We start from the raw sequence: 20,665 nt of genomic DNA on the forward strand, positions 1-20,665 counted from the left end.
CTTTATTCTTTTTCGTTAATTATATCACAGCACTTCTTAACTGATCGAAACAAAAGAATGTACCTTGTATCTATACCTTAGAAATGTAACTCTAAACATAAAAAAAGAAGGAAAAGCTTATGAGCTGATTTCCTTCTCTGGTATACGCTTTCTACAAGTTTGACGCTTAATGAATTTATGCGGAACGATTATTTTTTTCGTCGGCTGCTTTGGATCATGAATTTTCTTTATCAGGCAATCAGTCGCTTGAAATCCCAATTCATAAATATGAATATCAACCGTTGTCAAAGGCGGAGATGAAAGTTCAGATAGCATAACATTATTAAAGCTTACAACCGACATCTCTTCTGGCACAGAGATCTCCATTTCATCAAGCATTCTCAACACTCCAAGGGCCATCAGATCATCTGCAACAACAAGTGCAGTCGGAGGTGTTTTTAATGACATTAACTCAATAACAGCTTCCTGTCCTCCTTCTTGTATTTCATCGTAATAAACGATGTACTCTTCTTTAGACTCTACGCCCGCTTTCTTTAATGCTTGCTGATATCCTTCTTTATGATCACGTGTTACAACGTAATCTAAATTACCGCCGATAAATCCAATATTCTCATGACCTAATAATAGTAGATATTCTGTGACTGTTTTTGCAGCTTTAAGATTGTCATTGTTCACATAACTTACATTCATAGCTTCCGCTTCATAAGGTCTGCCGATTAAAACAAACGGAAAATCTTCTTCAATTAAGTAATTGATAACCTTATCATCCACTTTAGAATAAAGTAATAAAATCCCATCGACTCGGCGGCTTTGGACCATCTGTCGAACTTCCTCTAGTATTTCATTCTCAGTTTGCCCTGTTGATAGATAAAGACCGAACTTCTCTAGATATGCTTTTGAGGTGATCCCTCGAATGACCTCAGGAAAGAATGGGTTTTGAAAGGCTATCTTTGCTGAGCTTGGAATAATCACGCCTAATGTATTTGTCTGTTGATTAACCAGGCTTCTCGCATTAAAGTTTGGATGATAGCCAAGCTCTTCCATCGCTTCCCTCACGCGTTCTTTCGTGCGTTCACTAATTCTTGAACTGTTTGCAATTACTCTTGAAACGGTTGAAGGAGCTACATTAGCTAGCTTTGCAACATCCTTGATCGTAACCGCCATAACAAATCCCACCTTTAATTTCCTGTCATCTCATATTCTTATATTGTAGCGAGCTTCTTACCCGAGAACAATGCCTTCTTTTGGATTAGGCCGCTTGTTATGATTCTGATCTCTAAATACCTACATAGAGAATGCGGTGGAACCTCCACCGCATTTGATCTTTACAGCTTTATGTTTATCCTTTTGTTGCTCCTGATGTAAGGCCTGTTACAAGATAACGCTGCAGAAGCAAGAAGACTGTTGCAATTGGGATCGCAATTAAAATAGCCCCTGCTGCAAATCGTGTGAAGTTATTAGCAAATTGATCATTAACAAAATTGAATAACCCTAGAGCTAATGTGAAGTTTTCAGGACTTCTTAAAATGATCCGCGGTAAAATGAAGTCCATAAATGGAGTCATAAAGTTAAATAAGGCAACAACCGCTAAGATCGGTTTAGCAAGCGGCAGCATGATCGTAAAGAAAATACGGAAATGTCCTGCTCCGTCAAGTTTAGCCGATTCATCTAGTTCATTAGGAATGGTATCAAAATACCCTTTTACTAAAAAGGCATTCATCGGAATCGATGTACCGACATAAATGATAATTAATCCTGTTAACGTATCTAGCAGGTTCACTGTATTTAATAAGATATAAAGAGCCACCATCGCCATTAACACAGGGAACATTTGCAGCATTAGGAAAGCATATAATCCATACGTACGCCCTTTAAAACGATAGCGGGAGAATGCATAGGCAACGAGAGCTACAGTAAATGTAGATAACACAGACGTACATACAGCAACAATCAATGTATTTTTATACCAAGTTAAATAGTTACTGCGCGGGTTTGTAAATAACCATTCATAATGCGTAAATGACCAGTTTTGAGGGAACATTTTTGCCCCGTATAAACTTGTTCCGGGATTTAAAGATAAGCCGATCGTCCACAATAACGGGTAACCGATAATAATGAACATAACCAAAAGAACGGCATAGATTCCAGCTACCTCAAGATTTGATTTTAATTTCCGGTTATTTTTCCGGCTGTTTGATTTACGATCCATTATACGCTTCCCTCCTCTTTAAAGGAACGACTTCGACGGAATTGGAAGAAGGCAAAGCCAGCCACCATGATACCAATAATAATTGAAATTGCTGCAGCCATACCGTACTGTTTTGTCTCAAAAGTCAGGCCATACACCCAAGATATGAGAATGTCGGTTCCTCCCGCATTTTGTCCTCTTACCGCTGGGCCGCCTTGGTTAAATAGGTAAATAATATTAAAGTTATTGAAGTTAAACGAATACTGCATAATAAGCAGCGGTGCTGTCGCAAATAAGACATGCGGCAATGTGATGAAGCGGAACTTTTGCAGACGATTTGCCCCGTCCATATCCGCAGCCTCGTACCAGTCACTTGAAATACTTGTTAACACCCCTGTAAATAGTGCAAATACAAACGGGAAGCCTAACCATACTTGGATCATAATTAAAGCTGTTTTTGCCCAGAATGGATCACTCATCCAAGGGATACCATCTCCACCAAAGAGAGGAATAATAATATCACGGTTAATCGTTCCAAAATTATCATTAAACATTGCTGAGAAAATAAGAATTGTAACAAACCCCGGTACAGCCCAAGGCAAAATTAAAATCGTACGAATAAACTTTTTTCCTTTAACACGGGGATCGTTAACAAGCAGTGCTAAAAACAATGCTAGAGCGATTTGTAAAGTAGTCGCTACAAACGTCCATACGAGCGTCCATGATAAAACAGAGAAGAAGGTGTCACGCCAAATCGGTACAGTCACCAAATCGATAAAGTTTTTAAAACCAATCCACTCAAGCAGATTTCTCGGCGGTGCGTTATACAATCCGTAGTTTGTAAAAGCGAGCCCTACCATGTACATTAATGGAAAAACGACAGTGAAAATTAATAGCAATAGTCCTGGTGCTGTTAATAAATAAGGAAAGCTCTTGTCATATGCATGGCGAAACCCTTCACGGACACTAGGGGCAGCCCAGCCTTGTTGAATTCTCTTTGCATCCTTACGTGCATCAACTAAATTGATCACATAAAATAAAATGGCAAATGTAGTGAGAATTAAAGACATAATTCCTTGAGCTAATAAAAGTCTAGAATCATCAACTCGGGGAATGGTTCCTAATGTGAATAATCCCCAAAAGCCTATATTCAAAAAGTTATAAAATACGCCAAAGAAGGCTGCAAAGAGAATAAAGAAGGCCGATCCTTTTGCATAACGGCGGTTATAAAATTGCCCTAAACCAGGCACAACAGATAGGAGCGTGGCAAGATTTGGGTTGTGCGAACGTGGTTCACGATTCGAATTTTTCATGTTATGTGTCCTCCTCTAATGCTAGGATAAGGAGGAGGGTCTACTTGAACCCTCCAGCCTCCCTATTAGGGCAGTCAGAGATTAATTAGCACCTTCAGAAAGTTGAATTTGCTCCTTAATTTGATCCACTGCTTCCTCTAGAACTTCTTGTGCATCTTGGCCTTGAGAAATAAATTCAAACGCATCTCCCATTGGATCCCACACTTGAGACATTGCAGGAATATTTGGCATAGGAACTGCATATTCAGCTTGCTCCACTAAACCAGCACGAAGCTCGTCATCAATTTCAACATCTGTACGAGCAGGAAGCTCACCAGCAACTTCAAAATATGTTAATGCATTTTCAGGGTTTGTGATAAATAAAGCAAGTTCAGTAGCCCATTCAATGTTTTCACTGTACTCATTTACAAGCCAGCCCTTAACACCTGAGAATGAAGCCATATTTTCACCGTCAATTGTCGGAAGCGGAGCTACTGCTAAATTGTCACCAAGTGCAGCAGAGTAGTTTGGAATATTCCAAGGACCTGTAACGACTGCCCCTACTTTTCCATCTTCAAACAGACCATTCATAATATCGCCAGTGATTCCTTGTGGAAGATATCCCGCTTCAAACCAAGATTGGATAAGCTCTGCGCCTTCTGTTGCACCTTCGTTTGCAAGACCGATATCTTCAATATCATAAACACCATCAGCATCTTGGTTAAATACATAACCGCCGTATGCCTCTAGGAAAGGATACAGGTAGTAGAAGTTCGTTCCTTCCATTAAAAACCCGTATTCATCAGCTGATGCATTTGTCAGTTCTTCTGCAATTTGCTCTAGTTCTTCGATTGTTGCAGGAGCATCTTCAACAAGCTCTGTGTTATACATTAAGCCGTATGTTTCGATAACAGCTGGAATTCCAAGTTGAGCACCCTCGTAGCTAAGAGCTGTGATTGCTCCTTCTGGGTAACCTTCTAATTGCTCTTCTGTTAATTCAAGCTCTGCAGCTAAACCTTGCAGGTAAATATCACCCATACGATCGTTTGGCTGGAAGAATAAGTCCGGTCCGCCGCCTGATGCAGCATCAAGAGATAATGCATCTGTTTGGTCAAGCATAGAGAATGGAGTAATGTCTACATTAATTCCGGTTTCTTCTGTGAAGCGTTCTGTAATTTCTTCATATGCATCAAGTTGTGCATCTTCATCATTTACCCACATTGTTAATGTATCAGGCTTTTCGGCCTCTGTTACCTCACCTTCAGTTTCACCTTCTGCTGGCGCAGGTGCAGCTTCTTCTTCGCGATCTGGACCACATGCAGCTAAAACAGCTAACACCAGCCCCATTACTAGCAACAGTAAAAATGAACGCATTTTCATTGATTGTTTCCCCCTTAACCTTTTCATTGTTTGTGTCATACCTTGAATCATTCGTTAAATCCATCTAGCAGATCATTCATTTGCTATCTCTTTCATCACTCCCTTCATGTAGTAAAAGAAAAAGTGCATTGATTCAGCCTTACTTAACATAAACACGAGCTTCATAAGATGAGAGCTCTATTGTTCCATCTTCTAATGATGGATGGATGGCCTCATTACTAATCAACAACTCACAGCTGCTTTTCATCCATCCTGGTGGTACCTTATATACTTGGGGTGTGGCTGTGAAGTTTAGCATGACTAAAAGCTTCTTGCCTTCCCATTCTCTTTCATAACTGTATACAGCCTCTTTATTTTCATCTAATGGCCTATACGCACCATAAATCATGATTGGATTCTCTTTTCTTAGTGCAATCAGTTTTTTGTAATAATGAAGGACTGAGTTTTTGTCTGTCTTAGCTTCCTCTACATTAATTTCTTCATAATTCTGATTGACAGCCAGCCAAGGCTCCCCCGTTGTAAAGCCTGCATGTTTTGTTTGGTTCCACTGCATAGGTGTTCTCGCATTGTCACGACCCTTAATATAGATCCGTCTCATGACCTCATCATGTGATATTCCTCTTTCTTCTGTTGCTTCTTTGTACATGTTAAGGGTCTCAATATCGCGATAATCATCGATCGAATCAAATTCCACGTTCGTCATGCCGATTTCTTCGCCTTGGTAAATGTAGGGAGTACCTTGCAATGTATGCAGCAAGGTTGCTAACATTTTTGCAGATTTCACACGATACTCTTTATCATCTCCGAACCTTGAAACCATTCTCGGTTGATCATGGTTATTCAGATACAAACTGTTCCAACCACGCCCTTCAAGTCCCAGCTGCCAGCCGTCTAAAATTCTTCTAAGCTCACTTAAGGTCCATGGTTGAATATCCCATTTACCTCCAGGTCCTGAATCCACATCCATGTGATCAAATTGAAAAACCATATTTAATTCATTGCGATCTTCTCCGGTAAATAATGCTGCATCGTCTGGCGTGACTCCCGGTGTCTCACCGACCGTCATGACATCGTATTTCGATAACACTTGTTCATTCATTTCCTTTATATATTCATGAACACGCGGACCATTTAGAAATAGATCGCCTGCCGGCTGATACGGCGTGTCTCTTACTTCAGCTGCATCAGGGAGCCCCTCTGCTTTAGAGATCATATTGATGACATCCATCCTAAAGCCATCAATCCCTTTATCGAGCCACCAAGTCATCATCTTGTATAGTTCACTACGTAACGCTTCATTCTCCCAATTGAAATCAGGCTGTTTTTTTGAAAATAGGTGCAGGAAATACTCATCCGTTTCTTCGTGATACTTCCATGCAGACCCGCTGAAATGAGATTCCCAATTATTAGGTTCTTGACCACCATTACCTGGGCGCCATATGTAGTAATCCCGATACGGGCTTGTTTTTGATGAAGCTGACTTTACAAACCACTCACATTCGTCACTCGAGTGATTAATGACTAAGTCCATAATTAACTTCATCCCTCGTTTATGGACTTCACTTAGCATCAATTCCCAGTCGTCCATTGTCCCAAATTCCTTCATAATTCCGTAATAATCACGAATATCATACCCGTTATCATCATTAGGAGAATCATAGACAGGACTTAGCCAGATCACATCAATCCCTAACCATTCTAGATAATCAAGCTTACTAATTATTCCTTTTAAGTCGCCGATCCCATCACCATTGCTGTCAGCAAAGCTGCGGGGGTATATTTGGTAAATCACACTTTCTTTCCACCATTGTTTGCTCATCACTTCGTCACAACCTTTATGCCATAATTAGAGCAATCGTTTGCACACTCCGACAAAAAAATATGCAATCGCTTTCATATATCTTTATAGGCAATTATACATAGAGTCATAGATTTAAGCAACCGTTTTCACATATTTTTTATTTCGTAAAAAAACGCAATGACAAACGTTTGCATTCTTTACGTGACAGTATACAATCATATACATAGACTTAGATAAGTTAGAGGTTTAAATTATTAAGGAGGGGTTGGATGCAAAAGGAAGCCATTTATCACCGTCCAAAAAACGAATTTGCTTATGCTTATAATGAAAAAGATTTACATATTCGTTTAAAGACAAAAAAAGATGATGTAGAAGATGTCGAACTCCTATACGGAGATCCATATGAATGGGATAACGAGGCAGGTTGGCTGTTTCAAGCCGAAAAGATGATGAAAACAGGAAGTGATGAGCTTTTTGATTATTGGTTTAAAGAAGTCTCTCTTCCTTTTCGCCGCTTAAGATACGGATTTCGCCTTCATTCAAAGAATGAGTGTTTAACGTATACAGAACGAGGGTTTTATGAGGATTCACCAGCTGATGCTGGATTTTACTTTTGTTTTCCTTTTTTAAATGAGGTTGACGTTTTCGCGCCTCCAGAATGGGTAAAAGACACAGTCTGGTATCAGATCTTCCCTGAAAGATTTGCTAATGGTGATAAGTCTCTTAACCCAGACGGCACCTTGCCTTGGGGAAGCACGTCTCCTACACCGACAAATTTCTTTGGCGGCGATCTTGTAGGAATTGAGAATCATCTAGATTATCTATCACAATTAGGAATTAGCGGCATCTACCTCACTCCGATTTTTAAAGCCCATTCCAATCACAAGTATGACACGATTGACTACATGGAAATTGATCCGCAATTTGGTACTAAGGACACGTTTAAACACTTTGTCAAAGCTTGTCATGCTAGAGGAATTCGAGTCATGTTAGATGCTGTATTTAATCACTCAGGCTACTATTTCGAACCTTTTCAAGACGTCTTAAAAAATGGGAAGGATTCGAACTACCGTGAATGGTTTCATATTCATGAGTTTCCCATCACAAAAATAGAAGAAGCTGATGGTGACGTACGTCCAAATTATGATGCGTTTGCTTTTGTTCCAACAATGCCTAAGTTAAATACAGAACATCCAGAGGTGAAAGAATACCTGCTAAACGTAGCTGCTTATTGGATTCGTGAATTTGATATTGACGGCTGGCGTTTAGACGTTGCAAATGAAATTGATCATTCCTTTTGGAGAGAGTTCAGGAAAGTAGTAAAAGATATAAAACCTGATGCGTATATATTAGGAGAGATTTGGCATGATTCAATGCCTTGGCTTCTAGGAGACCAATTTGACGCAGTAATGAACTATCCTGTGACTAACGCCATTATTGACTTTGCAGGAAAACATTCAATTAATAATAAAGCGTTCATTGAACAGCTGACAAAATTACTGCATATGTATCCTCGTTCTGTTCAAGAAGTTGCTTTTAATTTATTGGGAAGTCATGATACACCAAGGATATTAACGCTCTCAGCCAACGATGAAGATCTGGTTAAGCTTCAGTTGTTACTCCAATTTTCTCTGCCTGGAACGCCTTGTATTTACTACGGAGATGAGATCGGGATGACTGGCGGTGCTGACCCTGGGTGCAGAGAATGCATGGTTTGGGATGAAGAGAAGCAAAACCAACCATTATTCAAATATGTACAACAGCTCATTCAACTTCGTACTCAGTCTGAAGCCTTTGGCACGAGAGGTGATTTAACGTTTGTTTCAACAAACCTTACCTCCCCGCTCCTCTCCTATATAAAGGTCACAAAGAATGAGCAGCTGTTATTTATCATAAATGCAGAAAGAGAATGTCATGAATTCGAGTTGCCTGATGAGTTTATTAACCTGCCAATGAAGGAATTATTTTCTGAGCAGGTTATGGAGCCATCTGCTAAAATCAGGATAGGCTCTAAACAAGCCATTGTTTTAAAGAAGCTTTAAAAGGAATGAGGCAGCAGCAAGAAGAACGGTTTCTTCCCGTTCTTCTTGCTTTGTTATTTCATTCCAAAAATACCCTAGTCCATATAGGTGGGATGTCATATGACCAAGAAAGCAAAAACAGCACGTAATGCCACCCTCTTCGCTCTCACATGGCCGATCTTCATTGAAATTCTTCTACATATGCTGATGGGTAACGCCGATACGTTAATGCTTAGCCAGTACTCTGATGATGCGGTTGCAGCGGTTGGGGTTTCAAATCAGCTTCTGATGGTGATCATCGTCATGTTCGGCTTTATAGCCACAGGAACGAGTGTACTCGTCGCTCAGCATTTAGGAGCAAATCAAGACGAAGATGCCGGCAGAGTAGCAACCGTTTCGATTATAGGGAACTTTATCTTCGGCTTATTTTTAAGTCTGCTATTATTCGCTGCAGGGCCCGCCATCCTTCTTATGATGGGGCTTCCAGAGGAACTTTTAAAAGAAGCAACTCTCTATTTACAAATTGTCGGCGGCTTTTCATTTATTCAATCAGTTCTTATGACGATTGGAGCAGTGCTTAGAAGTCATCAGTTCACTAAAGATGTGATGTACATTACGATAGGTATGAACATTTTAAACGTAATAGGAAATTATTTATTTATTTTCGGACCGTTCGGGATCCCGGTTCTAGGGGTTACAGGGGTAGCGATTTCAACTACAATTAGTCGAACTTTGGGGTTAATCGTTATTGCATTTGTCCTGTTTTACCGACTAAAAGGGCGTCTGCCTTTTTCTTTTATGCGTCGTTCTTTCCCTTCATACGAATTAAAAAGTTTACTTAAGATCGGAATTCCGTCAGCAGGTGAACATCTTTCTTATAATGGCTCACAACTTGTGATTACCTTTTTTATCGTAATGATGGGTACAGAAGCCCTGACAACAAAAGTGTATACACAAAACATTATGATGTTTATTTTGTTATTTGCGATTGCTATAGGACAAGGAACTCAAATAATCATTGGCCATCAAGTAGGGGCAAAAAAGTTAGACGAGGCATACGAGCGATGTATTAGAAGCTTAAAGATTGCGATTGCGGTTTCAACCTCGATGGCTGTGATCGTTTACTTTTCAAGCCGCCCTCTTCTCTCAATATTCACAAATAACGAACAGATTATCACAGCGGGAGCAACCCTCTTACTTCTAACGATCATTTTAGAGCCAGGAAGAGCCTTCAATCTCGTTGTCATCAATTGTTTACGAGCGGCTGGAGATGTTAAGTTTCCTGTGTACCTTGGGATTTTATCGATGTGGGGAGTAAGTATCCCTGTTGCTTACTTCTTTGGGGTACACATGGGTCTTGGACTGGTTGGAGTGTGGATAGGTTTTATTGCGGATGAATGGCTGAGGGGCCTATTAATGTTATGGCGCTGGCGTCAAGGTCATTGGAGAGAAATGTCCTTTGTGCGTCGTTCTAAAGAAGATCAACTTGCATAGGTCTAAAGTTTGAGTCTTAATTAATGATTTGAAAATGAACGGCGATGTTGTAAACTTTAATTACAGGGTTGTCTTACCATATGAGGAAGCTTTCTCTATTAACCTTGTAAGATATTAATTGATTGGCTTGAATAGGAGGACCTACAATGAAAAAAGTCACACTAATGCTAGCTGCATTACTACTTGTTATCTTTTTAGCAGCATGCGGCCAAGGGGAGAACGCCATCGATTCAAATGAATCGACTGGAAATATCGAAACTGAGGAAAATGCAGATGCTGTTGAAGAAGAAACTGAAGTAGAAGAAGAGCCTGCTGCTGATGAAAGTACGGAGGAAGAATCAACTGAAGAACCAGTCGAAGAGGAACATGGTGTAGAAGAGGAAACAGCCGCTGAAGATTCTGAGTCTGTTGAGACGGATGAAACACCTGCTGTTGAAGAAGCAACAGCTACTCCAGTATATCTATTCTTTGCAGATGATCAGGTAATGGATATTTATAAAGAAGAACGTTCTATTGAAGCAACAGATGAAGAGCTTTTTAAAGCGACATTCGAAGCTTGGGTAGAAGGACCAGAACATGCTAATCTTGTTTCTCTCATCCCTAGCAACGTAGAAGTCCAATCTGTTGAAGAGCATGAAGGTACAGCTCACGTATCTTTCTCTTCTGCACTATTAGATGCTCAGCTTGGCTCTGGTACAGAAGCTATGCTTATGCAGCAAATTGCTCTTACAATGAAACAATTCGGCTTTAATCAAACGAAGGTATTAATTGATGGTGAAGAACATCCTGAAATGTTCGGCCACATTGATACAAGCGCTGCCATTGAAGCTGAAAACACAGAAAATATTCCAACAATGGAATAAATCATCTTGAGGCTGTCTATGAAGGCAGCTTCTTTTTTTCTTTGTTTTCACATTGTTAGTTTACATGACAAAGAGATTTCGCGTTACACTTTGACATTCTTTTAGATTTTTGATTAAATGATAATGTGGTATGAACACGCCTTCATACTGATAACTACATATATAAGGGGGAAATTCGATGAAAAAGAAATTTGCTTTTTTATCAGCTGCATTGCTTTCTGTAGGAATGCTTCTTGGTGCCTGTGGCGGCTCTGATAATGCTGGCGGGGACGAAGATTTCAAAACAGACTTGCAAATGGGAACAGGTAGTACAGGTGGTACGTACTATCCATTAGGTCAAGAGATGGCTAATGTCATGAATGACAATGTTGATTTCGAAGACTTTAATGTAAGTGCAGTAGCATCTGGTGCATCTGTTGAAAACCTTGGAGGAATTTATCAAGGAACGATGCAGCTTGGTATGACTGTACACATCCCTGCTCTAGAAGCTCTTAACGGTGAAGCTGATTTTGAAGGTGCTGCTGTTGAGAACTTTGGATTTATGGGTCATATCTACCCAGAGGTTATGCAAGTTGTTACGACTGAAAACACTGGAATCACTTCAATTGCTGACCTTGAAGGCAAGCGTGTAGCGATTGGACCTGCAGGTAGTGGTACACAAGCTGCTGCTAAATTAATTCTTAGTGCTTACGGTTTAGAAGATGGTGATTATCAAGCTTTTGAAGAAGGTTTTGGTGACGCTGCTGCCCGTCTTCAAGATGGTCAGTTAGATGCTTCATTCGGTTTACTTGGTCTTCCTGCTAGTAACATTGAAGAACTTGCTTTCCAACGTGATGTAGTATTACTTCCTGTTGAAGGTGAAGCGCTTCAAACAATTCTTGATAACAGTGACTACGGACACTTAGAAATTCCTGCTGATACGTATGAATTTTTAGATGGTCCAGTTGATGCGATTACTGCTTATGCGATTCTTGTTGGTTCTACAAACCAAATCAGCGAAGACCTTGGTTATGAGATTGTAAAAGGTCTTTACGAGAACGTTGACAGCATTTCTCACCCACAAGGTGTGCACTTAGATCCTGAGAACATCTTAAATGGTTCTGATGGTCTTCCATTCCACCCTGGTGCAGAAAAGTACTTCAAAGAACAAGGCATTATTAACTAATAAGATAACATAGGGACTGGGCATCCAATCTGTTCAGTCCCTTTTTAGGTACAAATCATTTTTTGAAAATAATGGAACGAACGGATTTTCGGCGTTATCAGCACTGACCTCACAGCCTGCTCACGACACGTGGACGTTGCTTTTAATTTAATTAAACCCAACTTCACATAAAGAAGGCTCGACTTCTAGAATGAAGCCCGAAGAAAGGGTAAGCACGATACGATGCTCTAGAGAAACGACTGGTCTGTTTAAAGTAAAAGAATATGTAAACAGATAATTGATTTTACCGAAATACGTGAATGCCGTGTTGTACGTTTTGTCAAAAATCAAGTCAACCATCGACTTGATTGACGCGTACTTTTTCTTCGAGATTTCAATTTTTTCTAGGTGGTGAAAGATATATGACAGAAACAACTGATAAAAATCAAGACCTGCTCGCTAAGTACGATAAAGAATCAGCCTATCGTACCGACTTACAAAAGTGGGCGTGGATTGTTACGATTCTAGCCATCTCCTTAACAATCTTTCAGCTCTACACGTCTTTTCGCGGTCCTTATGTAACTTTAATTCAAGGCGCAATCCATTTAGCTGGGGGACTTTCTCTTATTTTCATCCTATATCCGGCTAAACGATCATTCTTAAAAAAGCGTGGAGTACCTTGGTATGATGGAATTTTGGCCTTGCTTGCACTTGCGGTCAATTTCTATATCGTCTTTGAATACAGCCGTTTAACAAGTAATCAGGTAACGATCTTAGGCTATTCTGATCTAGATATTATTGTTGCCACACTCGGTGTTGCCTTAGTGCTTGAAGCAACAAGACGAGCTGTAGGTCTGCCAATTGTCATTATTGCATTAATCGCCCTGCTATATGGGTATTTAGGGAATGTTTTTCCAATTAGAGCCTTTCAGCACTCAGGCTTTACTTTCGATCGATTAATGACAAGTATGTTCTTTAACACTGAAGCCATTTTTGGTACACCGATACGAATTTCATCTACATTTATTTTCCTCTTCCTCTTCTTTGGAGTCATGTTAACGAAAACAGGAATCGGAAAATTCTTTAATGACCTTGCATTTGGTGCAACTGGACGAATGACCGGCGGTACAGCAAAAGCTGCCGTTACAGCTAGTGGACTGCAAGGTATGGTAACAGGATCATCTGTTGCCAATACAGTTAGTTCGGGATCATTTACGATCCCTATGATGAAACGCGCCGGGTTTAAACCAGAATTCTCAGCTGCCGCGGAAGCTTCTGCTTCAACAGGTGGTCAAATCATGCCGCCGATCATGGGAGCTGCAGCCTTCATCATGGCAAGTAATACAGGCGTTCCTTACCGCGAAATTATCTTAATAGCTATTATCCCTGCATTACTTTATTTCGCTGGTGTGTTTATGGGTACACATTTCGAAGCCAAAAAACAAGGAATTCTAGGTCTTCCTAAAGATCAGCTTCCTACGTTTGGAGGCATTGCTAAGCGATTAGATTTACTTGCACCGCTTATTACGATTATCGTTATGCTTTATCTGGGCTTCACAGCAACAACAGCTGCCCTTTGGGGAATTGGGGCTGCATTCTTTGTAAGTTTGTTCCGCAAAGATACAAGAATGGGACCTCGTGACATTCTTGATGCTCTTGAGCAAGGGGCGCGTGTTGCCCTGCCAGTTATTGCTGCCTGTGCGTCAGCTGGTATTATTGCTGGTATCGTGACGATGACTGGTCTTGGCGGAAAGATTGCCGGTGGAATTATTGATCTTGCCGGCGGTGTATTCTTCCTAGTTCTATTCTTTACAATGATTGCTTGTATTTTATTAGGTATGGGACTTCCAACAACAGCGAACTACGTAGTTACAGCTTCAATGGCTGCACCTGCTCTTGTCGCTTTTGATGTTCCAATTATTGCAGCTCACTTCTTTGTATTCTACTTTGGAATTGTAGCTGATATTACGCCGCCTGTTTGTCTGGCCGCCTATGCCGGAGCCGGTATAGCGAAGGCCAATCCAATGAAAGCCGGTGTGACCGCCTTTAAGCTTGCAATCGCAGCATTTATCATTCCTTATGCCTTTGTTTCAAATCCTGTTTTATTACTTCAGGATTGGACATTTGCTACATTAGTACCGGCGCTTATTACCGCTCTGTTAGGAATGGCTGCTGTGAGTGCTTCATTAATGAACTACTTTGTTGCAAAACCATATATGATCGAGCGTATTTTATTATTTGCATCTGGTCTTGCACTGATTTATCCAAATAACTTAGTCATTTCTCTATCTGGTTTAGGAGTTTTTGTAGTGATTGCTGCTCTTCACATCTTACGCAATCGTAAAAACGACTCAGATAAAGGATTAGCTACTTCTTAATATCTTAATTGAGGCTTGCCATGTGCAAGCCTCTTTTTTATATTTAGGTCAGGCCTTCTTAATCGTAAAATACATCAAATGCTTCCCATAGTTCTTCAAGCTCTTGAAGCCTCTTTTCAACTTTGACATGCTCACTTCTCGTTACCGCCGTAAGCAGGGCATTAATCACACTCATCGGAGCTGTAAACGAATCAATAAAGGAATTGATTTCTGTAGATGTATGAAGGGTTATGGTCCCATAAGGAGCAAGCGGTGACAGCGGATGGTCCGTTATCACAATTGTCTTCACATCTTTTTCCTTTACATACTTCAACGCATCTACTGTTCTCTTTGTATATCTGGCAAACCCAAAAGCAATGACCAAATCCCCTTCTTTAATATCAAGTAAATGTTCGCTCATCCCGTCAGCATGCTCAATTAATTCCGTATTCTGCAAAACGAGATCAAGGTAGAAGCTTAAGAATTTGCCTAGACTAACAGCACTCCTATAGGCAAGGATATAGATTCGATTCGCTTTTACAATTTCTTCTGCCGCCTTATTGAAAGCTGTGTGATCTATTTGATTGAGTGTTAACTGAAGATTGGTGATATCATCTTTAACCATCTCGGTGAGCAAGTTCTGTTTTTCATTATGATCTGGAATTGTTTGAGCAAACATTTCAGCAGATGTCATCTTCATTTGCAAGGCATTCTGCATCTCTTTTTGTAATTCAGGATAGCCGCTAAAGCCTAGTGATACAGCAAATCTTACAACTGTCGCCTCTCCTACTTCCGTTAATTTAGCTAGTTTAGAAGCTGTTAGAAAAGGGGCTGTTTCTGTATGTTTTAATAAATAGGCTGCAATCTTTTTTTGAGACTTGCTCATCTCCCCTTGCTTGTCAACCATGCGTTGATATACTTCATTTTTTATCATTATGAACTCCTTAGTTATAAATCGTTTAGCACCCTCCTAAACGCTTCAATCGTCTTTTCCACTTCAACAGCTGTATGTGCTGTTGATACGCTGTAACGATTCAGGGGCTTTGTATAGATGCCTTCAAGCAGAAGGCGCAGATCCATTTTCTTACGAAGTTTAAAATCACTTGCCTGTAGATCACGGTAATGAGAAATATTCTTTTTATCTGTTATTACAATATTGAATATAGACCCTTCGCCGACTGCGAGCATTGGGATCGAATACTGTTTAAATAAATGTTCTAGCTCCGTTTTCAACTCACTTGTCAGATTGCATACATCAGCCGTTTCCTTTTTTAACACTTCTAATGTAGCAAGACCGCAAGCTAAGATCGTTGGATGCCCATTATAGGTTCCGCTGTGGAATAACACGTCTGAAGCATTAGAAGTTTGACTTTGACTAATATCAAATACGTCAGCTGAATGAGATGGTGAAGTGATATTCATGATTTCTTTTCGGCCTCCTACAATACCTACCGGAAATCCACCGCCAATGACTTTTCCAAGGGTTGTAAGGTCTGGCTGCACCTCATATAATTCCTGCGCACCGCCTAAGGCTACCCTGAATCCTGTTTTCACTTCATCAAAAATGAACAATATCCCGAACTCTTTCGTTAATTGACGCATACCTTCAATAAACGATTGGCTGGCTCTAATAAATCCGCCTTGCAGAGGTTCAATAATGACCGCTCCTATTTCCTGATGTTTCTTTCTTAAGATTTCCTCGCAGCTTGCAAGGTCATTAAAAGGCAGTGTAATCGTTGTGTTTTTGTGGCGTTCACTCATCCCTTTTGATTCTAACACAGAGTTTGGTTCCTGCTCTGGACCGGCTTGTTCTAGGGATGGATTTACACTGACCAGCACTTCGTCAAATCCACCATGATAATGCCCTTCAAACTTTGCAATTCCCTCTTTACCTGTATAAGCCCTCGCTAGACGCAGTGCTAAAAGAGTCGCTTCTGTACCTGAATTTGTATAACGAATGTTCTCCATACTGGGATATAGCTGTTTAATTTGCTTAGCCATCTCAACCTCGTAATGATGAGGTGTGCCAAACAAGCATGTACCCTGCTCTTCTAATTGATCACCTATTGCTTTTGTAATAGCTTCATGACCATGACCAAGTTTGAGAGCTCCGTAAGATAGCAGATAATCTACATATTCATTCCCATCTACATCGTACACATAAGCTCCTTTTGCTTTATTCATCACGATTGGATGAGGCGTGAAATATTTGATGTTCGCTGTCACTCCGCCCGGCATGTATTCCGAGGCCTCATTCATAAACGATTGAGACTTAAGGGTTCTTTCCCTATACCGATATCCTTCATCAACAGAAGATGTCATACTCATCTTTTGTCACTCCCCTAAAAAGAAGTATTTATTTCACGATATATTAAAATGAAATATATATTTCATTATAGTTATTCCTTTTCAAAATTAACACTCTTTTTTTCTAAAAAATAATGAAATTTTCATTTAAGCAGAAAACTGCATCATGCTAGAATAGAACGAGTTAGTATGATTTAACGGGTATAGATAATAGAGGTGTAGTTTGTATGAGACGTCAAAGTTTATTGGTAAGCTATTTCTTAATGTTCCTGATAGTTATCGCTGGATGCGAAAGCAATAAAGAGGAAGATCTCTCTTCTGAAGCCACCGTAGAAAATAGTCATTTAAAAGTAGAATTAGTGGATATAACATCAGCTGTGCAAGACAATCAAGCTGGCTTCTTTGTAGATGTGATCGTCACTTCTCTTCATCCTTCCTATGATGTTAGAACAGATTTCAACTATGCGATGGATAAGGTTATCACCACATCACTAGATACAAAGCATGAAGCAGCATCGATTTACACCTTCGATTACACAGCTTCTGCTCACTCCCTTGAACCTGATCAAATTCTTATTAGGCAGTTTTATACTCCCGGACTAGAAGAAACTGCACACGTATTACATGTTCCCTTTTATGCAAAGCCGCTTTATCACAACAGAAATATTACATTTAAAGAGTTGAGCCACCAATCAAACCATATTGAGCATAATGATTTTAAGATTATCTCCCTTGAGGTCAAGCAGCATACGCTGAATTTGATTGCTTCTGATGCACATGAAATGAAGGGCTTAGAAGTGACGCTGCTCATTGATGATGAAACGATTTATCCTGCCTTTCAAACAACGAATGTTGAGGAAACTACTAATCTATTACATGGCACGTATGAATTTACTCAACCTATAAGCGAGCCATTCAATCTAAAGCTTCAACGTCCTAAATTAGACGACCTTATCTGGACATTTCACTTAAGTACACCTATTCCATCTCCATAATAAAAAAGCTTGAGAATAATAAATTCTCAAGCTTTTTACGTTATTTAATACGCTTTTGTTGCTCCCCCGTCCACTACAATGGACTGGCCTGTTACATAGGTGTTTGCAAAGGATCCTAAGAAGACAATCGTCCGTGCAAACTCTTCAGGTGTTCCGTATCTTCCCATCGGAATTGCATCCATTAATTGCTCTTTAGCCTCATCATAACTAAGACCAAGCTTAGCTGCTCTGATATGGTCTAAGGCCTCAACGCGATCTGTTGCAATTCTTCCTGGTCCTACGGTATTAATCAAAATATTTTCCCCGCCAAGTTCCTTTGCTAACGTTTTTGACATGCCTACAATGGCCGTTCTAAACGTATTCGATAAGATCAACCCTTCTACAGGCTCTTTGATCGATGAAGAAGCAATGTTTACAATACGACCTGCTCCGCGTTCTCGCATCGAAGGAAGCACTGCACGTATCGCTCGCACAAAGCTTAACAGGTTAAGTTCAAACGCTCCTTGCCACTCCTCATCACCGAACGCATCAAATCCACCTGCAGGAGGGCCGCCAGCATTATTAACTAACACATCAACCCCGCCATGAAGAGCCGTCGCTGTCTCGACCAATTTCTTAATTTCATCAGCATTCCTAATATCACAGACAACATGAGCAGGCTTTGTCCCTGTCTCTTCTTCTATTTCAAGGGCCGCATTCTCAAGCTCGCTTTCACTTCTGCTAGAGAGTAAGACCTGTGCCCCCTCTTCTACATACAGTTTCGCAGCGGCTTTTCCTAAGCCTTTACTAGAGGCGAGTACAATAACAGATTTCCCTTTTAAATCAGTATTCATTTCTTCTTATCCTCCCTTTATGCAGTTAGGCCAGGTGCTGTCTCTGGTGTTTTCTTTGATTTTCTCCACTGCCATAATACGACAACTAAGATGATTGCAAGACCGATGATGTCTTGCACCATATTTGGATTCATAAACAGAATTGCACCGGCAAACAGAACAATCCGCAGCACCCAGTGAATCGACCTGAACAAGTACCCTTCAGCAGCAGTACCAAGCATTACGACGCCTAAAATGGCTGTAACTGCCACCGCAGCTCCTTCAGCAAAGGTCGTATTAATTAACAATAGTGAGTCATTGTAAACAAACATAAACGGAACAATAAACCCGGCGATCGCAAGTTTCATTGAGACAAAACCAGTCCGCATCTGATCGCCGCCTGATATCCCCGCGGCCGCAAAGGCAGCAAGCGCAACAGGAGGTGTAATATTTGCAAATAAACCAAAGTAGAACACAAATAAATGAGCAACAAGCGGCTCGATTCCATATGAGATAAGAGCAGGCGCTGCCATTGTCGCTGTAATAATATACGTTGGAATACTAGGGAGACCCATCCCAAGAACAATACATGCAATCATTGTGAATATGAGGGTTAGTAATAAACTGTCGCCTCCAAGTGTTACAATTCCATTAGCTAGCTTTAGACCAAATCCAGTCATCGTTGCTACCCCTACGACAATACCAACAGTCGCACAGGCTACAGCCACACCAACCGCAGTTCTTGCCCCTGACTCAAGTGCCTCAACAATATCTTTTATGCTCATTCTTGTTGTTTTTCTAAGCATTGCTACGACAATCGTTACAAGAATCGTTAAGAATGCTGAATAAATAATTGTACGTCCGCTAAAGAACAACATGTATAAAAGGAAAAATAACGGAATTAATAAATGTCCTCTTTCTTTTAAAACAGCCATTACTTGAGGAAGATTTTCTTTCGATATTCCTCTTAAGCCTTCTTTTGTGGCACGTAAATGGATCTGTACAATGATGCCTAAATAGAATAATAGCGCCGGCAGCAAAGCTGCAAGGGCGATTTGACTATATGGAATACCAAGCATCTCTGCCATAATGAACGCAGCAGCACCCATAATTGGAGGCAGGATTTGCCCCCCTACAGAGGCCGCAGCCTCTACCGCTCCAGCAAAGTTACGATGGTAGCCGATTTTTTTCATTAACGGGATCGTGAATGATCCTGTTGTTACCACGTTTGCTACCGCAGCACCATTAATACTTCCAAGGAATCCACTGGCAATAACAGCTACTTTTGCCGGTCCTCCTCTGGTCTGACCGGCAATTGCAAGCGCCATATCATTAAAAAACTGTCCCATCCCTGATTTTGATAAAAATGCACCGAATAAAATGAACAAGAAAATATACGTAGCTGATACGCCAATTGCTGTGCCGTAAATTCCTTCAGTCGTTACGTACATGAAATTGACGAGTTCATCCCATGTGTACCCTCTATGACGGAAAATACCTGAGAGCTCTCTTCCAAAGAGTCCATAAAGAAAGAATAGAATAGCAAGTACCGGAAGCCCCCAGCCAGTCACACGTCTTGCTGCTTCAAGAACTAGAACGACTAGAATCCCTCCAAACAGGAGGTCTAGGTTGTTAGGCAGTCCGCCACGGTTTACAATCCCAACGTAATCAATAAAAATATAAATCGTCGTCGAGAACGCCATCAGCGTAAATAGAAAATCATACCACGGCAAGGTTTGGCGGCTTGATTTTTTAAATGGCGGATAAAGCAGGAAAACTAAAGCTAGAATCGCCGCCACGTGCAAAGAGCGATGCTGCAGCGTTACAGGTGTACCAAAGTAAGAAGTATACATATGATAAACGGATAATGATATCGCTAAAAGAGAAACAATGATAGCAATCGACTTACTTTTAAATGTACGGAACCTTGATTCAGCATCATATTTTTCAAGCAGTTCTGCTTGTTCTTTTGTTAATTCTTCTGGTTGTGGATTTTGTTGTTTATCCATTT

Annotated in this window: 15 protein-coding genes; 6 read left to right on the forward strand and 9 right to left on the reverse strand. The window is 40.5% G+C overall.

All coding sequences use genetic code 11. The features are described 5' to 3' along the window. Positions 1–117: 117 nt before the first annotated feature. The 5 genes from BPOF4_RS13850 to BPOF4_RS13870 all read right to left on the reverse strand — a co-directional run bounded on the left by BPOF4_RS13850 (position 118) and on the right by BPOF4_RS13870 (position 6,679). The gene (locus BPOF4_RS13850) at positions 118–1,164 is read right to left on the reverse strand and encodes a LacI family DNA-binding transcriptional regulator (RefSeq protein ID WP_012959810.1); all 1,047 of its coding nucleotides are present in this window, start codon (positions 1,162–1,164) and stop codon (positions 118–120) included. A gap of 175 nt (positions 1,165–1,339) precedes the next feature. Beyond that, the gene (locus BPOF4_RS13855; RefSeq protein WP_012959811.1) at positions 1,340–2,209 is read right to left on the reverse strand and encodes a sugar ABC transporter permease; all 870 of its coding nucleotides are present in this window, start codon (positions 2,207–2,209) and stop codon (positions 1,340–1,342) included. Further along, positions 2,209–3,501 (reverse strand): carbohydrate ABC transporter permease, encoded by a 1,293-nt coding sequence (locus tag BPOF4_RS13860; protein WP_012959812.1) that lies wholly within the window; start codon positions 3,499–3,501, stop codon positions 2,209–2,211. Before BPOF4_RS13860 ends, BPOF4_RS13855 begins: the two co-directional genes overlap by 1 nt. 81 nt (positions 3,502–3,582) lie before the next feature. Continuing rightward, positions 3,583–4,860, reverse strand: a complete 1,278-nt coding sequence (locus BPOF4_RS13865; RefSeq protein ID WP_012959813.1) for an extracellular solute-binding protein — start codon at positions 4,858–4,860, stop codon at positions 3,583–3,585. Between the two features lie 139 nt (positions 4,861–4,999). Next, positions 5,000–6,679, reverse strand: coding sequence for an alpha,alpha-phosphotrehalase (locus BPOF4_RS13870; protein WP_012959814.1), 1,680 nt, complete (start codon positions 6,677–6,679; stop codon positions 5,000–5,002). A gap of 251 nt (positions 6,680–6,930) precedes the next feature. On the opposite strand from BPOF4_RS13870, the gene BPOF4_RS13875 reads away from it, so the two are divergent. The 5 genes from BPOF4_RS13875 (at position 6,931) to BPOF4_RS13895 (ending at position 14,561) form a co-directional block, all read left to right on the forward strand. After that, entirely contained in the window at positions 6,931–8,703 is a 1,773-nt protein-coding gene (locus tag BPOF4_RS13875) for a glycoside hydrolase family 13 protein (RefSeq protein ID WP_012959815.1), read from the forward strand. A gap of 99 nt (positions 8,704–8,802) precedes the next feature. Continuing rightward, complete coding sequence (locus tag BPOF4_RS13880; protein WP_012959816.1) at positions 8,803–10,176, forward strand: MATE family efflux transporter; 1,374 nt, start codon at positions 8,803–8,805, stop codon at positions 10,174–10,176. Between the two features lie 146 nt (positions 10,177–10,322). Beyond that, on the forward strand, positions 10,323–11,039 hold the full coding sequence (locus tag BPOF4_RS13885; protein ID WP_012959817.1) for a GerMN domain-containing protein: 717 nt from the start codon (positions 10,323–10,325) through the stop codon (positions 11,037–11,039). A gap of 178 nt (positions 11,040–11,217) precedes the next feature. Continuing rightward, on the forward strand, positions 11,218–12,204 hold the full coding sequence (locus tag BPOF4_RS13890) for a TAXI family TRAP transporter solute-binding subunit (protein ID WP_012959818.1): 987 nt from the start codon (positions 11,218–11,220) through the stop codon (positions 12,202–12,204). Positions 12,205–12,605: 401 nt separating this feature from the next. Continuing rightward, the gene (locus tag BPOF4_RS13895; protein ID WP_012959819.1) at positions 12,606–14,561 is read left to right on the forward strand and encodes a TRAP transporter permease; all 1,956 of its coding nucleotides are present in this window, start codon (positions 12,606–12,608) and stop codon (positions 14,559–14,561) included. 58 nt (positions 14,562–14,619) lie between these two features. Here BPOF4_RS13895 and BPOF4_RS13900 read toward each other — a convergent pair whose 3' ends face one another. Further along, positions 14,620–15,474 (reverse strand): MurR/RpiR family transcriptional regulator, encoded by an 855-nt coding sequence (locus BPOF4_RS13900; protein WP_012959820.1) that lies wholly within the window; start codon positions 15,472–15,474, stop codon positions 14,620–14,622. 14 nt (positions 15,475–15,488) lie between these two features. Next, positions 15,489–16,868: an aspartate aminotransferase family protein gene (locus tag BPOF4_RS13905; RefSeq protein ID WP_012959821.1), complete on the reverse strand. Its 1,380-nt coding sequence runs from the start codon at positions 16,866–16,868 to the stop codon at positions 15,489–15,491. A 206-nt stretch (positions 16,869–17,074) separates the two neighbouring features. Here BPOF4_RS13905 and BPOF4_RS13910 point away from each other — a divergent pair, with 206 nt between their 5' ends. Next, positions 17,075–17,842: a hypothetical protein gene (locus BPOF4_RS13910; RefSeq protein ID WP_012959822.1), complete on the forward strand. Its 768-nt coding sequence runs from the start codon at positions 17,075–17,077 to the stop codon at positions 17,840–17,842. 44 nt (positions 17,843–17,886) lie between these two features. On the opposite strand, the gene BPOF4_RS13915 is transcribed toward BPOF4_RS13910, so the two are convergent. After that, positions 17,887–18,675 carry an SDR family oxidoreductase gene (locus tag BPOF4_RS13915; RefSeq protein ID WP_012959823.1) on the reverse strand — a complete coding sequence of 263 codons (789 nt, stop codon included), beginning with the start codon at positions 18,673–18,675 and terminating at the stop codon, positions 17,887–17,889. Between the two features lie 17 nt (positions 18,676–18,692). Continuing rightward, positions 18,693–20,663 (reverse strand): TRAP transporter permease, encoded by a 1,971-nt coding sequence (locus BPOF4_RS13920; protein WP_012959824.1) that lies wholly within the window; start codon positions 20,661–20,663, stop codon positions 18,693–18,695. Positions 20,664–20,665: the final 2 nt, after the last annotated feature.

This window comes from Alkalihalophilus pseudofirmus OF4 (assembly GCF_000005825.2).
GTDB lineage: Bacteria > Bacillota > Bacilli > Bacillales > Bacillaceae_D > Alkalihalophilus > Alkalihalophilus pseudofirmus.